The organism is Burkholderia sp. JPY481, from assembly GCF_038900515.1.
Lineage (GTDB): Bacteria > Pseudomonadota > Gammaproteobacteria > Burkholderiales > Burkholderiaceae > Paraburkholderia > Paraburkholderia youngii.
Genome location: NZ_JAYMRT010000008.1, coordinates 189,218 through 205,966, shown reverse-complemented (window position 1 = coordinate 205,966; position 16,749 = coordinate 189,218). Strand labels below are relative to the sequence as shown.

The following is a 16,749-nucleotide window of genomic DNA, read 5'->3' as shown; positions in this document are numbered from 1 at the left end:
CGAAATGTACGATCCACGAATGCAGCGATTCGCGCGGCTTCTTCAACCTTTCTCGCTGCTGCGGTCCTCGTTCGATAGCCGATTGCCCCCGGTCCGCGGCAGCCGCCGTTTCACCGGGCGTCTGCGCATACCGCTGCCCGGACGAGCCGCTAGCCGCGGCCTCGCCATCGTCCTTCGCTACATTTTTCTCCATCGCGCTATCCGCCATCGGTGTGCTAGTGCTCGCTCGCCGGCATCGGCCTGTCAAACGACCGCGCCTACGTCCTCGCCGACTTTGGGTCGCGACAGGCTCACCGCGGCGCCGTTCGCATCGAACAGCGTGACCGACGACGACGCCACCTTGATCCCGACGCGCGCGCCGACCGCATGCTGCGCGTCCTTCTTGTCGAGCTTCAGCGTGATCGCGTGCGCGATGCCATCGAGTCGCGCATGCAGCAGCGATACATCGCCGAGATGCTCGACCAGTTCGACTCGCGCGGCGAGACCTTCGTCGAGCGAGCCGATGCCCAGATGCTCGGCACGCACCCCGAGCGTCAGCTCGCCGCTCAGCGACTGCGACGACCGGCCGGGCAGCACGATGCGCTGGCTCGCGCCCGCGAGCGCCACGACGGTTTGGGTATCGCTTTGCGACACCAGCGTCGCGGCCAGCATGTTCATCTGCGGCGAGCCGATGAAGCCGCCGACGAAGCGGTTCGCCGGTCGCTCATACAGTTCGAGCGGCGCGCCGGTCTGCTCGATGTGGCCTTTGTTGAACACGACGATCTGCTGGCCGAGCGTCATCGCCTCGACCTGATCGTGCGTGACGTAAATCATCGTCGTGCCGAGTTCGCGATGCAGCTTCGCGAGTTCGATACGCATCTGCACGCGCAGCGCCGCATCGAGATTCGACAGCGGCTCGTCGAACAGGAACACGCGCGGCTTGCGCACGATCGCCCGTCCGATCGCGACGCGCTGGCGCTGGCCGCCCGACAGTGCCTTCGGTTTGCGCTCGAGCAGATGCGTGATCTGCAGGATCTCGGCGGCACGGCCCACCGCCTCGCGCACTTCATTCTTCGACTTGCCCGACAGCTTCAGCGAAAAGCCCATGTTTTCCGCGACCGTCATGTGCGGGTAGAGCGCGTAGCTCTGGAACACCATCGAGATGCCGCGGTCCGTAGGCTGCAGATCGTTGACGCGTACGCCGTCGATCAGAATGTCGCCGCCCGTTATCGACTCTAACCCCGCGATCATGCGCAGCATCGTCGACTTGCCGCAGCCCGACGGTCCCACGAAAACCGTGAACTGCCCGTCCGGGATGTGCAGATCGATGCCCTGGATCACCTGCGGTCCTTCGCCATACGTCTTCGAGACGTTGCGCAATACGAGTTCGCCCATTTGATGCCTCCTCCTCCTCAGTCCTTGTACTTGCAGACCCCGCGTGACGCTATCCCACTGCCCCACTACTGTCGCGCCACGCGAGGTTCGGTGCGCCCGCCGCCGGGCGTGCGCGTCAGCGCACGGCTGCGACGCCGGCGTGTTGCGCGATCACGTCGCGATACCACAACGCGCTGTCCTTCAGCGTGCGCTCCTGGCTCGCATAGTCGACGTAGACCATGCCGAAGCGCTTGTCGTAACCCGACGCCCATTCGAAGTTGTCCATCAGGCTCCACGCGAAATAGCCGGCCACGTCGACGCCCTTTTTCACCGCGTCCGACAACGCGGCCAGATGCAGGTCGTAGAAGCGCACGCGCTCGGCGTCATGCACGCGTCCGTTAGCCAGCACGTCCTTCGCCGCGCAGCCGTTCTCGGTGATGTAGATCGGCGGCAGCTTGTAGTCGGCGTTGATGCGCGTCAGCAATTCGGTGAGGCCTTGCGGATAGACTTCCCAATCCATGTCCGTGAAGCCGAGCACGCCCGGCGGACGCTTCTCGCCCGATGCGCTCGCGAAGATGCGGGTGTAATAGTTGATGCCGAGGAAGTCCATCGGCGTGCCGATCACGTCGAAATCGCCGCTCAGAATTGCCTCTTGCGGACCGTTCGCGCCGTACCATTCCAGCGCCTCGGCCGGATACTCGCCCTTGAACAGCGGGTCCATGTACCAGCGCACGAACTTCGCGTATTCGAGCGACGCGGCGGCCTGGTCTTCAGGCGAATCCGTCGCGCCATGCGCCGGCGACTGGTTCAGCACGATGCCGAGCGGCGCCTTTACGCCATCGGCACGCAACGCCTGCAACGCGAGACCGTGCGACAGCAGCAGATGGTGCGCGACGTGCGCGGCTTTCTTCAGATCGGCGTTGCCCGGCGCGAAATAGCCAGTCGCGTTGCCGAGCCATGCGGTGCACCACGGCTCGTTGTGCGTCGCGATCGATGCAACGCGATCGCCGAGCACGCTGCCGATCTTGCGTGCGTAGTCCGCGAAACGATAGGCGGTGTCGCGGCTTTCCCAGCCGTTTTGCGTGTGCTGCAGCGACGACGGCAGGTCCCAGTGATAAAGCGTCGCGAACGGCTGGATATCGCGCTCGAGCAAACCGTCGACGAGGCGCTCGTAGAACGCTAGACCCTTTTCGTTGAATGCGCCGCGGCCAGTCGGCTGCACGCGCGGCCACGCGATCGAAAAGCGGTAAGCATTGACGCCGAGTTCAGCCAGCAGATCGAGGTCTTCCTCGAGCAGGTGATAGTGATCGCATGCGACATCGCCGCTCTCGCCGTTCACGACCTTGCCCGGCACTTTGCAGAACTCGTCCCAGATCGACGGGCCACGGCCGTCCTCATGCGCTGCGCCTTCGATCTGGTAGGAACTGGTGGCCACGCCCCAGACGAAGTCTTCGTTGAATCGATACGTCGGCATAAATGTTTTTGTCCCGAATGGTCATGCCCGCCAGGGCGTGAAGATGAAAGGAAAAATCTCAGGCCTTGACCGCGCCGGTCGTCAGACCGTCGATCAAACGCCGCGAGGTGAACGCGAACAGCACCAGCAACGGCAGCACCGCGACCGCGGAGCCCGCCATCACTGCGCCCCAATCCGAATTGGTCGGGCTTTGCAGAATGCGCAGCGCGAGCGGCAGCGTGTACATCGACGGCGAGCGCAGCACGACGAGCGCCGACAGAAAGTTGTTCCACGCCTGAATGAAGCTGATCAGGCCAAGGGTGCCCAGCGCCGGTCCCAGCAGCGGCATCACGATGCTCCAGTAGATGCGGAATTCGCCGCAGCCATCGATGCGCGCCGCCTCGATCAGCTCGGACGGAATCGCCGATGCAACGTACTGGCGCATCAGGAACACGCCGAGCGCGGCGGCCGCGCCTGGCACGTACAGCGCGCGCGGCTGATCGATCCAGCCGAGCAGGTTCATCGTCATGAAGGTCGGAATCATGCTGAGGAACGGCGGCACCAGCATCGCGGTCAGCGCGATTGCGAACAGCGTCTTCTTGAAGCGAAACTCGTACATCGCGAACGCGTAGCCGGCCATCGATGTCACGAGCAGCGTCAGCACGGTTTGCATCGCGGCCGTATAGAAGCTCCAGCCGAGATTGCGCCAGAACGGAATGTGCCGCATCAGCGAGGCCATGTTGTCGAGAAACGCGCTGCCGAACCACAGCGGGGGCGGCATCGAGAAAATCTCGGAGCTCGTGTGCGTCGCGAACACGAACATGAAGTAGAACGGCGAGAACATCAGCAGCCCGCCGGCAACCACGATCGCATAGCCGATATAGCGGCCCTTGTTGTTCGACGATTTCATCGCTGATTCTCCTCGTTCATGCCGCTGCGGTGAAAGATCCGCGTGTTCAACCACATCAACGCGCCGATCGAGATGAACAGCAGCCATGCGATCGAACTCGCGGTGCCGAAATCGCCGTCGTGGAATGCGGTGCGATACATATAGACGGCCGTCGTCAGGCCGGACTGGCTGGTACCCATACCTTCGTTCGGCAGCAAGATGAACGGCTCTTCGAACAGTTGCAGGCCGCCGATGATCGACAGCGTGACCGCGAAGAAAATCATCGGCTTGATCAGCGGAATCGTGATGCGGGTGAACTGTTGCCAGCCATTCGCGCCGTCGATGCGTGCGGCCTCGTACAGGTCTTTCGGAATGGTTTGCAGCGCCGACAGATACAGCACCGTGTTCCAGCCGACATAGCGCCAGAAGATCACCACCGACACCGCCGGCTTGACGTTCTTCGGGTTATATAGCCACTCGATCGGATGCGCGGGAACGATCCAGTGCAGGCCGGGCAGTTTGCCGAGCTCGGCGATCGCGAGGTTGATCATGCCGAAGTCGGTCGAATACAGCGACGAGAAAATCAGCGCGATAGCGACGCTGGACGTGATGAACGGCAGGAAGTACAGGCCGACCATCAGGTTGCGCCAGCGGCGAAACGCGGTTTGCAGAAAGAACGCCAGCGGCAGCGCCACCAGATGCTGCGGCACGCCGGACATGATCGCCATCGACGCAGTGTTGTACAGCGACTTCCAGTACCACGGGTCGGTCAGCGTGAACGTGAAGTTCGACAGACCCACCCACTTCATGCTCGCGAGCCCTGCCGTCGCGTCCCAGCTCTGGAACGACAGGTACAGCGAAAACAGCAGCGGGAACGCCATGAACAGCGCGAACAACAGGAAAAACGGGCCGAGAAACAGGTAGGGTGCGACCTTCACCGGATCGAGCCGCGAAGTTTTTCGCGGCGCGGCGAACGGCGTGGGCGAGCTCAGCACATCGCTCACGCGTGCATCGCGGGCGACCTCTTCGGTCGTGGGCAGCGGAGTGTTCATCAATAGTTCCGTCCAGTCGGGCGTGGGTTGGGTCTTCGATGACCGGCCACGCTGTTTGCAGCAGACTTGCAGCGCACTGCGAGACACTTCGGTCGCGGCATGCAGCGTGCCGCGACCTTGCATCAATACCGCTTAACGGCGGACCCGATGGGCGATCTGGTCCTGCGCTTCCTGCAGCGCGGTATGCACGTCTGCGCCATCGTCGACGACCTTGTCGAGCGCCGAGTGCACCGCTTCCTCGGCGACCTGGTCGAACTTGCTGCGCTGAATCGCCGGGATGTGCGATGCCGCATCACGCCAGATCAGGCGCGCCTTCTCGTCGCCGAGGAATGACACCGGCTCGGCGAAGAACGAATCGGTCTGCGCGGAGAGCAGCGACGGGAATGCGTCGATCGAACGGAACGAAGCGAGCTGCGTGTCCTTGCGCGTCGTCAGGAACTTGATGAATTCCCACGACATCGGCTTTTGCGTCGCTTTCGCCGGAATCGACCAGAACGTCCCGCCGAACGATGCGTACGCGTTGTTCGGCAGATTGGCCGCGCGCCACAGACCCTTCGTGTCCGGTGCGATCCACGACGACAGGTGGCCACCGAGCCATGCGCCCATCATTTGCGTCGCGACGGTGCCGCGCTTGAAGCTCTCGGCCCATTCGTTCGACCACGGCGTGATCTTCGCGTCGAGACCGAGGTCGCGCGCTTTCTTCGCGAGCTCGAACGCCTTCACGAAACGCGGCGACGTGACGATCGGATTGCCGGCCTTGTCGAAGTACACCCCATCGCCTTCCTTCAGGTCGGCGCGAATGTAGATGTCCTCGATATCACGCGACGATGCCATCAGGTACGCACCCGTCGCCTTCTTGATCTTCACGCCGGACGCCAGATACGAGTCCCACGACTTGGTCAGATCGGCTTCGGTCACGCCCGCCTTTTCGAGAATGTCCTTGCGATAGAACAGCGTGCCCGGACCGATATCGGCCGGCATGCCGACGATCGCGCCGTCCTGCGTGGTCGCCTGCGCGAACGTGTAGTTGATGAACTGGCTCTTGTACTGGCCCGCGCTATACGGGGCCTTCGACAGATCTTCAAGACCGCCGCCCGCCGCAAAGCGGCCGATGAAGCCGACCTCGACCGCCATCACGTCGGGCAGATTCGAGCTCGTCGCGAGCGCGGTGGTCATTGCGTTGTGGTGATCGGCGATCTGGAGCGACGACACCTTGACGTCGACGTCCGGATGCAGCTTCTTCCACGCCGGCAGCGCGTCCTTGATTTCCTGATCCAGCTTCGGAAAAACCGCGACGTTCAACGTGGTGTTGGCGTGCGCGCCGACTGCTGCCAGGCTGAGCAGAACGGCGGCGGCAGAGCCTGAAAAGCGGAATTTCATTACTCGTCTCCTAAAGAACCCTGTTTGAACTGCATTTGATGAATACCCGGTTGCTGCGACCTACTTCCCCTGTTGTCTTTGTTGCTGCTTTGCTTGGTGCTGCTTTGCTTGGTGCTGAATGGGCTGCGAATCTCTGCTTGACTGCCGATATCTGAAAGCGCTTTCACGTCTCGACGAAAAAAAGCCGCTACGCATGCGTATCCCCCTGCTCTACCGGCGGCGTGATTCGACGCGTGGTTTCACGCGTCACGAGCGTGAGCGGAATCGGGCTGAGCGCGATCGACTGCTTGCGGATCATCTGCACGATGCCCTGCGCGGCGAGTCGGCCGATTTCATAAGTCGGCTGGCGAACCGTCGTCAACGGCGGCGTCATGTACGACGAGGTCGGCAGGTCGTCGAAGCCGACCAGCGACACGTCGTCCGGCACCCGCACGCCGCGGCGGAACATCGCGAGGCGCGCGCCGTACGCGGTCTGATCGTTTGCGCAGAATACGGCGCTGAACGATGGATGGCGCGCCATCAGCCGCTCCATCGCGGCGACGCCGCCCGTTTCGAGGTAATCGCCCTGCTCGACGAGGTCGGCATCGAAGCCGATGCCCGCTTCCTCGAGCGCGGTCCGGTAGCCGACGAGACGCTCGATCGCATCCTCGTGACTGGCCGGCCCGGCGATGAAGGCGATCTCGCGATGGCCTTGCTCGATCAGATGGTGGGTCGCGTCGCGAGCGCCCTGCATGTTGTCGATCGGCAGGCCCGCGAGCGTCGCGCTGTTCTGCACCGAGCGGCCCAATACGAGCATCGGTGCGTGCCGCGAGTAGTCGGTCAACGTCGACTCATCGAGTTGCGCGTGCAGCAGGATGATTCCGTCGACACGCCGGGCGATGAACTGCTCGAGGCGCGCCTTTTCGTCGGCGATGTTCCATCGGCTGCTCACGAAGATCGGCGTAAAGCCCGGCTCGGACAGCGACTCTTCGATACCTCGTAGCCACTCGGCGTAAAACGGACTCGACACCGCCTGTGTCAATACGCCGATCGTTTCGGTCCGGCCGCTCGCGAGACTGCGCGCGAGCACGTTCGGCCGGTAATTGAAACGCGCGATCGCCTCCTCCACCGCCTGCTGCTTGGCGGGAAGCACGCGCGCAGAACCGTTCAGGATCCGCGATACGGTGCTCGGAGAAACACCGGCCGCGCGCGCGATGGCCTCGAGCGTCACGTTGGGTACCTTGGGCGCGCCGGGGTTGTCGTTTGAGCCGTCGTGGGTCATGAGTTCTGCCTGAATCCTGTGATGAAAGCGCTTTCAGATAGGAAGAAACGCAGTCCGTCCGATGATGAAATCGAATAAAGAGAAAAAGCAGCCGATGCGACGAGGGTGGAGGAGGCGTCGCACCGGCCTCTCTATGAAAGAGAAATAAACAGTCCTTGAAACAAAGAGATCACTACGATTGCTGGTCAGGCAACCTCAACTCAGAACGAATGCATGATCCCGGCGAAGACGCCAGTCTGGCTATGACCATAGTTCGGGTTGCTGTTCGACGACGTGCCCGTCACCGGATTGAAGTTGTTGTTGCCGTACGGCCCGTTGCCGAGGTTCAGGTTCGACGTCGAGCTGTTGTGCACATAGCCGGCTTCCGTGTACAGGAACGTGCGCTTCGACAACGCGTAGGTGCCGGCGAGCGTGAACAGCGTCGCGTTGCCATTGCCGTTGTTCGCGTTCGCGTGGTAGACCGCTGCCGTCAAGAGCGTGGGTGCCGTGACCTGCCATGCGGCGCCGAACCATTCGTGGTTCACGCTGGTCGGTGCGCTCACGCCGAGCGGCTGCGACGCATCGGTCACGCCGACGCTCGCGTTGGTTGCGTCAGGCGCGCTCAGGTGCTGATAGCCCGCGTACAGCTTGACCGGACCGATCACGTAGCTACCGCCGACGAGAATGTCGCGCGAAGCGGAGTACACGTTGTTGAACGAGCCGTTGGCGCCGCGCACTTCGTCGTAGATCACCCGGAAGTCGCCCGAGCCCCACGTATAGACGCCCTCAACCGCGTTCGTACGACCCTGGCCGGTCGGCACACCCGCCGCGTTGACCGGTGCCGAGTTCCAGCTCGTGTTGTTGGTCAGCGAATACTGGCCCTTCAGCACGAGGCCGCCGAACAGCACCGGCGAGTTGTACTCCGCGCCGTTGCTGGTGCTCGTCCAGTTACGGCCGCGCACCAGGGTCGAGATCGCGTAGCGCTGCATCACCTGCGGGTCGGTGCCCCAGCTGTCTTGCGCCAGTTCGCCGGCGCCGAGGTTACCGATCTTGAACAGACCCCAGCTGTCGTTCGTCAAGCCCACCGTTGCGTGGCGGCCGAACAGATTGCCCGCCGATGCACCGGTCATCGTATTGAGTTGCCCCTCCAGCTGGAAGATCGTCTTCGTGCCACCGCCGAGATCTTCGGAGCCGATGAGGCCGAACCACGAGCAACCCCAGTCACCGCTTTGGGCTGACCATGCGTGGCCGCCCGGAAGGCCGGTTTCAAACTGGATGCCGTTGTCGATACGGCCATACAGGGTGACGCTGCTCTGCGCATGAGCCACCGTCGTCGCGGCTGCCATCACAGCCACAGCAATAAGCTTCTTCTTCATTTAGATATCCTATATATATTTTGGCGTCTCCAAGCCGCACAGGACGCACGCGTTCTCACACGTTTCCCCTCTTGCCGAAATGTTCGCTTCGTATTCGCATCACATTTCGAGGCGATTATAGGGATGACCTTGCGCCGCGCATCGAACTAACGGCTCAGGGAAAACGCTGTTATCGATAACAGTTGCGCGCCGCCCAATCCCGAAGTAGCACCCAGCTTTGTGACCATTAGGTGATGGTCACAAGCGTCGGAAATCCGTTTGAATTCACGAACCGTAACGATGCGTGAATCCGTCTCGCGCGTCGCTCAGCGCTCGCTTAACAAGGAGAACGCGCTCGAATGCAAGAAGAATCTCGCGTTCGTTGTTGCGAAGATGCAACGACCCGGCGCGCTTGCATTGACGGTTTGCGCTTGACGAACTGGCCTTGGAGCAGTCAGCAGCGACGGACATTACCGACTATCATCAATGCATACGATGCCGGGCAACGAGCCGGGCTCAGCCGCATAGCAGGCTGAGTGCGGGATTGTCAGCGCATCCGTCTGGCTCTCGCGCTCCGTCACGAACGCTCCAACCAGCTCCCATCCCTCGGCTCTCGCTGTTCCCCGCCACGCCGCCCCTGCGACGTCGCGCTCGAACACGCTGCCCTTGCGAACTTTTCTGCGGGCGACGGCTTGACCGCCCAACGCCCCGACTGGCCAAACCTCGACGCGCAACCGCGATAACCGCGACGCAAGCAGTGAAAGAGGGGGTTTTGTCCAATGCACTTCCGAGGCCTCGCATGGAGTCGGACCGGAAGATTTGCCGGCGGATTTTGCCGGCACACCTTGGCATTTAATAAGGAGGTATCGTGAAAACAACCCTTGCTTCTACGCTCGCGTTGCTGATTTCAGGCGCAATCGCGCCGATCGCCCATGCTCAGGATTCGCAAGCCACCGACCAACAACTCGCTCATAGCGTGCGGGTTGCGGAGGCGCACAGCGGCGTCGGGATGTCACATGTGTTTGTCTTTGCCCACTCGGGGCAAATCATGCTGCTCGGATTTGTGCCCGAGCGGGAGCATGTCGCGCGTGCCGAACGGGCTGCGATGTCGGTGCCCGGTGTCACCTCGGTGGACAACCGGCTCACGCCCGACGGTGGTTCGTTGAACGGGCATTGAGATCGAACTGAATCGCGGCGCGCGGACGTCGATTGAAGCAGACCCCGCGCGTTAGGGGGATTCCGTTTTCCCGTTGCGCCAGTCGGATTGAGTGACTGGCGTCCTGTTTCGCACGGTCAGGCGCGCGGGCGGTTCGTGCACCCCTATCTGAAAGCGCTTTCATCGGCCGCCGGGTCGAACCGGTCGACTCCACGCTGATCCACCTTCCGTCATTTCGTTGATCTGTCGGGTAAATCCCTCATAGCGGGGACGCGGGGCGCCGCTTAGCATCGTCATTGTTACCGATAACGTTACATGTGGTTAGAGAAGCAGCCGAACCGGCATTTCCTCACAGGAGACCAGGAGTGCGTCGTTTACGGACCTCGATGCGCATGCTGTGCGCAGCCGTCAGCATTTGTACGCTCGCATGCACCGCAGGCTGCGCGCTCAACCAGGCGGCCGTCGCTCATGATGGCCCGCCGCTCGCCGCGGCGCCCGCTGACGCGCTGCCGCCGCTGCGCAGTGTGATGGCCGCCCACTTCAAGGTCGGCGCGGCGATCGAACCCGATTCGATCGACAGTCCGGCCGACGCGACGCTGATCGCGGCTCAGTTCTCGAGCCTGACCGCCGAGAACAAGATGAAGCCGGGCACGATCGGCGTCGCGCAAGGCAAGTACAACTTCGTGCCGGCCGACAGAATCGTCGCGTTCGCTGAGGCGCACGGCATTGCAGTGCGCGGCCATACGCTCGTGTGGCACTTCAAGGCCGGCGACTGGACCGAGGCGCCGGACTGGTTCTTCGCCGGCGATCCGAAAGATCCGCACTACCACGACATCGTCGCGAAGCGGCTCGATCGATATATAACCGACGTCGTCACACACTTCCGAGGCAAGGTCTATGCGTGGGACGTGGTCAACGAAGTGATCAGCGACGATCCACATCAGGTGTATCGCGAAGACAGTCCGTGGTATCGCGCTCTCGGCAAGGACTACATCGCAATCGCGTTCCGCGCGGCGCGCGCGGCGGACCCGGACGTGAAGCTCTATATCAACGAGTACACCACCGACGATCCGCGCAAGCGCGCAAAGCTGCTCGCCGTGATCCGCGATTTGCGCGCGCAGGGCGTGCCGATCGACGGTGTCGGGCATCAGATGCACATCAGCGTGAACTGGCCGCCGCTGCCGAACATCAAGCAGGCATTCGACGACGTCGCCGCGCTAGGCCTAGAAAACCAGGTGACCGAACTCGACGTGAGCCTCTATACCGATCCGGGAGAATGCTGGAGCAATCCGCACGCATGTCTGCCGGACCTCGGCCATCCGGTTCCGAACGACATCATGCGTGCGCAGGCCGAGCGTTATCGCGCGGTGTTCGCTCTATTCGAGCAGGAGCCAAGCATCAAGGCGGTGACGTTCTGGGGCTACTCCGACAAGCACACGTGGCTGACGTCGACGCCGGTGCCCCGCAACAACCTGCCGCTGCCGTTCGATGCGAACCTGAAGCCAAAAGCGGCGCTGTGGACGATCGTCGATTCGTCGTATCAGCCGTAACGTCGCTCTTCGCGCGAAAAAGCAGACGGCGATCCACACCTCAAGGTTCGTCCGAGTCTACCTCCCCCAGCGCGTTCAGGTCCGCCGCGAAATCGTCGGGTGGACCGCCCGCCGTTTCGTGCGTGCGCGGCGGTGACTTGACCACCGGCGGCGGCATCTTGCCGATGCCTTCGTCGATCCGCTGCAGCAGATACGGGAAGAACGGATTCGACGCGATGCGGAACATCGAATCGAGCGTCAGAATCAGCGTGCCGCGTTCGCCGCGCGGCGCGAGCGTACCGAGGTTCTCGTTGAAGTTCTCCGAATCGTCCGGCGCGATGCCGTACAGCGCGTCGGTGATCGGGAAAGGAATCGCGACGTGCGACAACGAGAAAATATCCTGCGGATAATCGATGTCCAGCGGCTTGACGCGCGTTTGCACTTCTCCCGCATAAACGCTGCGCTCGACAGTATGCGCCGAATCCGGCGACACGTTGGCGATCACCGTGGTGCGATAGTTCTGCGGACCGATGCGCAACAGTCGCGAGAGCGCCGTGTACGACGCGTTGCGTAGGAAGGTCCTGAAGCGCACGCTGCGGTTAACGTCGAACAGCACGACTTCGCTTCCGTTCTCAGGCAGCTTGTCGTAGAGCAACGACATCACCGCGGGCGTGCTGACCGTGAAATCCGTCACCGACTGGAACGTCAGAATTGGCGGCAACGAATCGAGCCGGTTCTCGCGCTCGAGCCGCGCAATCTGTTCCTGAATAACACTCGTGAGGAGATAGGACTGCCGCGCGCCATTCACTGGAAACGAGTTGTACTTGAACGGGTTGAACTCCGGCACGATACCGAGCCACGCGGCGCGCGCAAAGGCCGGCAGCACCGCGGGCAATCCGGCGAGACCGGCAAAGCGCGCGTAGCGTGTAACGCCGATCATCGGCGAGATCAGCACGACGCGCGTCGGACGCGCGAGCGCGGGATTCTCGATCGCGTCGAGCGCATATTGCAGCGCAAGCGCGCCGCCGTTCGAAAACCCGACCAGCTCGATCGGCTTGTCCGGCCCCACGCGACGTCGCGCTTCGCGTACCGCGAGCCGCGTGGCTGCGGTCCAGTCCTTCCAGTGCACGTCGGTGAGCCCCGCCGGCACCGTGCCATGTCCCGGCAAGCGGATGCCGATCGCGACGAAACCGCGATCGCGATATCGACGCGCGATATGCCGCATGCTGTACGGCGCATCCGTCATGCCGTGCAGCAGCACGACCGCGCCGACGGGAGGCCCCGACGGTTCGAGAATGTACGAGCGATTCCAGTTTTCGGCGAAATGCCACGGAAAAATCGGCGAGCCCTCGTAATAACGGTTCGCCGAAATGCGCTCCGACGGCCGGATCTTATCGACGACATTGGCGCGCACGTCCTCGAAAATCCGGTTTTCCGCCTTGACGTACGCGTTCCAGTCGGCGGTGTCCATTTCCTCGACGGTCATTTCGCGCGGCACATAGGTATGCCATACCGACAGTTCCGGCCCGCGCTGCGAATACCACGCGCGTAGCCCCAATGCGAGCACCGCCAGCAGCACCAGAACCCATGCACTTATCTTTATTACCTTCAGCGACGTGCGCAGCATTCGTGTTCTCTTGATGAGATGAAGGTTGCACCGCGCGCAGGCTGCTCTCTGCGTGGTGTGCGCATGCCGTCATCGGGACGGCTTCGGTGTGGATATCCTAAGGGCTTTTAATCAGCGGTTCAAACTTTGTCGTCCGAGCGCGCGGCGCGGCATCGACGAAGCGGCGTGCTGGGGAGGCAAGAGATGCCAGACGCGGATGATCGCAAGAAGAGTCGTTCAGCGACGCTTCCGAAGTCGCTTCGCCCGACGCCTACGGGCTGCCCATCACGGCCAAATCATCGGGCCGTTCGCTTCAATAACGAAAAGCCGGGACGCGACCCGCGTCGCGCCCCGGCCCTGCCTGCTCGCTGGCAATGACTAACGGCCGCGGATATTGCCGGCCACGCCGCCCGCCGCACCGCCGATGATCGCGCCGGTCCACGCGTCGCCGCCGGAGATCGCCGCGATACCCGCACCGGCGCCCGCGCCGAGTGCCGCGCCGCCTATCGTTCCCTGCGTCCGCGGGCTCATGTCCGTGCAACCGATCATCGCAGCCAGCGCGCCAATACTAACGATCCACCCAAGTCGTTTCATGATCGTTCTCCTTATTGATTTTTCTTCAGGCCGGGCACGACCATCTGGAACCAGAGAGTCTCGATCACCGGGTGCTGGATCATCGTGGGATTGGCCGCGTAGTAGCTATCGAGGCCTTGACGCACGCTGTCGAGCGTCTGGCCTTGCATGCCCTTGCCGAAGCGCTGCGCGATGTCATTGCTGTTCGCCGTGTTGCCAGCATAGGCGCGCTCGATGTCAATCACATTCGAGATACCGACCAGATACGCTTTCTTCTGCTCATCGGTCGACTGCATCCATTGCTGGCCCGTGACGATTGGAATGTTTTCCGCACGCGCGACGTTGCCCATCATTGCCAGCGACAGAAAAGTCACAGATAACAGCGTTCGCCATTGTGGTTTGCTTGCCATCACATACTCCAGGGAAGTTATGTTCTCCAGCGGCCGGCCAGCGACCGCATCCGGCGGTGTCGATCGCGTTATTTGAAAGAGTGGTCTGTGGGTATCGTCGATTCTCCTTTCAGGTTCATCGGTCGGCGTGGTTCGCCGGTTCAGGGTCTATTAGCGTTGAGTCTTATCAGCGAATAGACACCTTGATGGCAGAAAATCTCGTGACGGATTGGAGTGATTTGCACACATGCTGTGTGCGCGCAACGATTGAAACGGCGTTGACATCGCCGCGTAACACACGCTATAGAGTCTACAGCCTTTTCTGCAATTTCCAAGCTCATTTCCGCTCGATGCACGCCGCGTGAAATTTGTGTCAAATCTCATTCTACGAGCGAAGGGCGCGATGCAATTCGCGTCAACATTCATCGGTTATCCTTCGCTCGATCGAGCGCGGTGATATTGCTGGCGATTTTTTATCGATGTCCATTCAGTGTTCTTTCCACGCAATCCGAACACAGTTTCTTCTTCCTGTCGTGAATATTCGGCTTCCTGATTAGATCGCGTTAATTGAAAACGATGTGAATCTGTCGATTTACGTTCGAGACGCTTGTTCTGGCATTACGTTCGTTTTTTATTGATGCGTTTGTCCATCATCTTATCGGTGACCCAGCGGATTTCACGCCGTCGTCTGTCGGCTAACGAGCTCCGGTCGATCACACTTTCCTTGCGGCGGTTGGCTGCGCAGCAGCGAAGTGGGTGGTGGTGCGCGGTTGACCGTTAGTTGCGTGATGACCAGCGAGAGAGGACAGCGTTTCAAATATCTCCGTGCCCACCATTAACAGTCTTTAGCTTGTATTTACGAAATACAGGGTATAGACTGTATCCGCAATTTACAGGTTGTGGCCTGTTACGCCGCCGCAGCCGAACCGGAGATCCACCGTGGACTACGCCATCAAGACACTGAGCCAGCTCAGACCGATCCTGCAGGGCTTCAGGAAGGCCGCCGGGCTCACTCAAACTGCGATGGCCGCCCATCTCGGCGTCACGCAACAGACCTACGCGCAACTCGAAGCAAATCCGGCGGCCGTCAGCGTCGAACGGCTCTTCAGGGTGTTACGGGTCTTGCAGGTCGATCTGAAGCTCACGCAGAGCGGATCTTCGCAAAGCGCGCCCTGGGAAGTCGCCGCGCCGGCCGCGGCAAAAGGCAACGCCAAACGCGCCACACGCGCGCAAGGTGGGGCGCGGCGCGCGGCGACGACATCGGCCGGTGATGCCAGCGACCGCGCCGCAGCCCAGGCATCGAGCAGCGGCGCCAAAGCGGCCAAACCCGCCAGCACCTCCCAAAAGCCCAAAGCGGTCAAGCCTGCCAAGGCAACCAAAGCTGCCGGCGCCAGCAAGAAACGGGAGGACTGGTAAGCATGGCGCGCAACACACCGAACCGTCTGAACCTATGGATGAACGGCCTGCGGGTCGGCACATGGGAAACGACACGCAGCGGCGAACGCCTGACCTATGCCGACGAATGGATCGGCGATCCACAAGGACGCCCGCTATCGCTGTCGCTGCCGTTCACCCCGGGCAATCAGCCGTATCGCGGCCAGATCGTCGCCGACTATTTCGACAACCTGCTGCCCGACAGCGAACCGATCCGGCGCCGCATCGCCGCGCGCTACCGGACCGGCAGCACCGCGCCGTTTGCGTTGCTCACCACGCTCGGGCGCGACTGCGTCGGTGCCTTGCAACTGCTGCCGCCGGACGAAGAGCCGAGTGACCTGACGAGCATCCACGGCCGCGAACTCAGCGACAGCGACATCGCGGCGCTGCTGCGCGGCACGACGTCGGCGGCGCCGCTCGGGCAGCACGATCCGCTCGAAGACCTGCGTCTGTCGATCGCCGGTGCGCAGGAAAAAACCGCGCTGCTCCGTTATCGCAACCGCTGGCTGCTGCCCGAAGGCAGCACGCCGACCACGCATATATTCAAGCTGCCGCTCGGGCTCGTCGGCAACATGCGCGCCGATATGCGCACGTCGGTGGAAAACGAATGGCTGTGCTCGCAGATCGTCGCGGCCTATGGGCTCCCCGTCGCGCGTTGCGAAATCGCGCGATTCGACGAGCAGAAGGTATTGATCGTCGAGCGCTTCGATCGGCGTCTGTCGAGCGACGCCACGTGGATCGTGCGTCTGCCGCAAGAGGACATGTGTCAGGCCACTGGCACGTCGGCGCTGCACAAGTACGAGTCCGACGGCGGACCGGGCATCGAGGCGATCATGGAGATACTGGCGGGCTCCGCACGTGCAACGACGGACCGCCGCAACTTCTTCGCGACGCAGCTGGTTTTCTGGCTGCTCGCCGCGACCGATGGCCACGCGAAGAATTTCAGCATCGCGCATCTGCCCGGCAATCGCTACGAAGCCACGCCGCTTTACGACGTGCTGTCCGCGCATCCGATCATCGGAAGCGGTGCGGGACGTCTCGCGGCGCAAAAAGTGAAACTGGCGATGGCGGTCCGCGGCAAGAACGTCCACTACCTGCTCAATCAGATCCAGCGCCGGCATTGGGTGGCCGAAGGACAACGCGTGGGCTTTTCCGCCACCGATGTCGATGCGCTGATCGATCAGTTGAGCGCGCAAACGGAGACGGTGATCGACACCGTCTCGTCGCAACTGCCCGCCGACTTTCCACTGGACGTGGCCGATGCGGTTTTCGACGGCATGCGCCGGTTGAACCGGAAGCTTGCGCAGTAAAGCTCCGCCATCGCATGACCGACGCGCGGC

General features: G+C 62.1%; 14 protein-coding genes. 4 read left to right on the top strand and 10 right to left on the bottom strand.

All coding sequences use genetic code 11. The features are described 5' to 3' along the window. Positions 1 to 243: 243 nt before the first annotated feature. The 7 genes from VSR82_RS20770 to VSR82_RS20740 form a co-directional block, all read right to left on the bottom strand. Complete coding sequence (locus tag VSR82_RS20770; RefSeq protein WP_429462978.1) at positions 244 to 1,374, bottom strand: ABC transporter ATP-binding protein; 1,131 nt, start codon at positions 1,372 to 1,374, stop codon at positions 244 to 246. A 115-nt stretch (positions 1,375 to 1,489) separates the two neighbouring features. Continuing rightward, positions 1,490 to 2,827: a GH1 family beta-glucosidase gene (locus tag VSR82_RS20765; RefSeq protein ID WP_429462979.1), complete on the bottom strand. Its 1,338-nt coding sequence runs from the start codon at positions 2,825 to 2,827 to the stop codon at positions 1,490 to 1,492. Between the two features lie 58 nt (positions 2,828 to 2,885). Continuing rightward, positions 2,886 to 3,716 (bottom strand): carbohydrate ABC transporter permease, encoded by an 831-nt coding sequence (locus VSR82_RS20760; protein WP_018433683.1) that lies wholly within the window; start codon positions 3,714 to 3,716, stop codon positions 2,886 to 2,888. Next, positions 3,713 to 4,747 (bottom strand): carbohydrate ABC transporter permease, encoded by a 1,035-nt coding sequence (locus VSR82_RS20755; RefSeq protein ID WP_176134711.1) that lies wholly within the window; start codon positions 4,745 to 4,747, stop codon positions 3,713 to 3,715. The genes VSR82_RS20760 and VSR82_RS20755 overlap by 4 nt, the downstream gene beginning before the upstream one ends. A 132-nt stretch (positions 4,748 to 4,879) precedes the next feature. Next, complete coding sequence (locus VSR82_RS20750; protein WP_429462980.1) at positions 4,880 to 6,127, bottom strand: ABC transporter substrate-binding protein; 1,248 nt, start codon at positions 6,125 to 6,127, stop codon at positions 4,880 to 4,882. A 187-nt stretch (positions 6,128 to 6,314) separates the two neighbouring features. Then, the gene (locus VSR82_RS20745; RefSeq protein ID WP_368582636.1) at positions 6,315 to 7,388 is read right to left on the bottom strand and encodes a LacI family DNA-binding transcriptional regulator; all 1,074 of its coding nucleotides are present in this window, start codon (positions 7,386 to 7,388) and stop codon (positions 6,315 to 6,317) included. 200 nt (positions 7,389 to 7,588) lie between these two features. After that, positions 7,589 to 8,743 (bottom strand): porin, encoded by a 1,155-nt coding sequence (locus tag VSR82_RS20740; protein WP_429462981.1) that lies wholly within the window; start codon positions 8,741 to 8,743, stop codon positions 7,589 to 7,591. A gap of 847 nt (positions 8,744 to 9,590) precedes the next feature. Here VSR82_RS20740 and VSR82_RS20735 point away from each other — a divergent pair. Beyond that, entirely contained in the window at positions 9,591 to 9,899 is a 309-nt protein-coding gene (locus VSR82_RS20735) for a BON domain-containing protein (RefSeq protein WP_429462982.1), read from the top strand. 344 nt (positions 9,900 to 10,243) lie between these two features. Next, positions 10,244 to 11,428 carry an endo-1,4-beta-xylanase gene (locus VSR82_RS20730; protein WP_498858026.1) on the top strand — a complete coding sequence of 395 codons (1,185 nt, stop codon included), beginning with the start codon at positions 10,244 to 10,246 and terminating at the stop codon, positions 11,426 to 11,428. A gap of 40 nt (positions 11,429 to 11,468) precedes the next feature. Here the strand turns inward: VSR82_RS20730 and VSR82_RS20725 are convergent, their stop codons facing one another. The 3 genes from VSR82_RS20725 to VSR82_RS20715 all read right to left on the bottom strand — a co-directional run bounded on the left by VSR82_RS20725 (position 11,469) and on the right by VSR82_RS20715 (position 13,996). Beyond that, positions 11,469 to 13,034, bottom strand: coding sequence for an alpha/beta hydrolase (locus VSR82_RS20725; RefSeq protein ID WP_368582633.1), 1,566 nt, complete (start codon positions 13,032 to 13,034; stop codon positions 11,469 to 11,471). Between the two features lie 357 nt (positions 13,035 to 13,391). After that, positions 13,392 to 13,607: a YMGG-like glycine zipper-containing protein gene (locus VSR82_RS20720; protein ID WP_018433676.1), complete on the bottom strand. Its 216-nt coding sequence runs from the start codon at positions 13,605 to 13,607 to the stop codon at positions 13,392 to 13,394. Positions 13,608 to 13,618: 11 nt separating this feature from the next. Further along, positions 13,619 to 13,996: a hypothetical protein gene (locus tag VSR82_RS20715; RefSeq protein WP_176121532.1), complete on the bottom strand. Its 378-nt coding sequence runs from the start codon at positions 13,994 to 13,996 to the stop codon at positions 13,619 to 13,621. Positions 13,997 to 14,914: 918 nt separating this feature from the next. On the opposite strand from VSR82_RS20715, the gene VSR82_RS20710 reads away from it, so the two are divergent. Together VSR82_RS20710 and VSR82_RS20705 are read left to right on the top strand one after the other, a co-directional pair. Then, positions 14,915 to 15,391 carry a helix-turn-helix transcriptional regulator gene (locus VSR82_RS20710; protein ID WP_429462984.1) on the top strand — a complete coding sequence of 159 codons (477 nt, stop codon included), beginning with the start codon at positions 14,915 to 14,917 and terminating at the stop codon, positions 15,389 to 15,391. 2 nt (positions 15,392 to 15,393) lie between these two features. Next, positions 15,394 to 16,719: a type II toxin-antitoxin system HipA family toxin gene (locus VSR82_RS20705; protein ID WP_429462985.1), complete on the top strand. Its 1,326-nt coding sequence runs from the start codon at positions 15,394 to 15,396 to the stop codon at positions 16,717 to 16,719. The last annotated feature ends 30 nt before the right edge of the window (positions 16,720 to 16,749 follow it).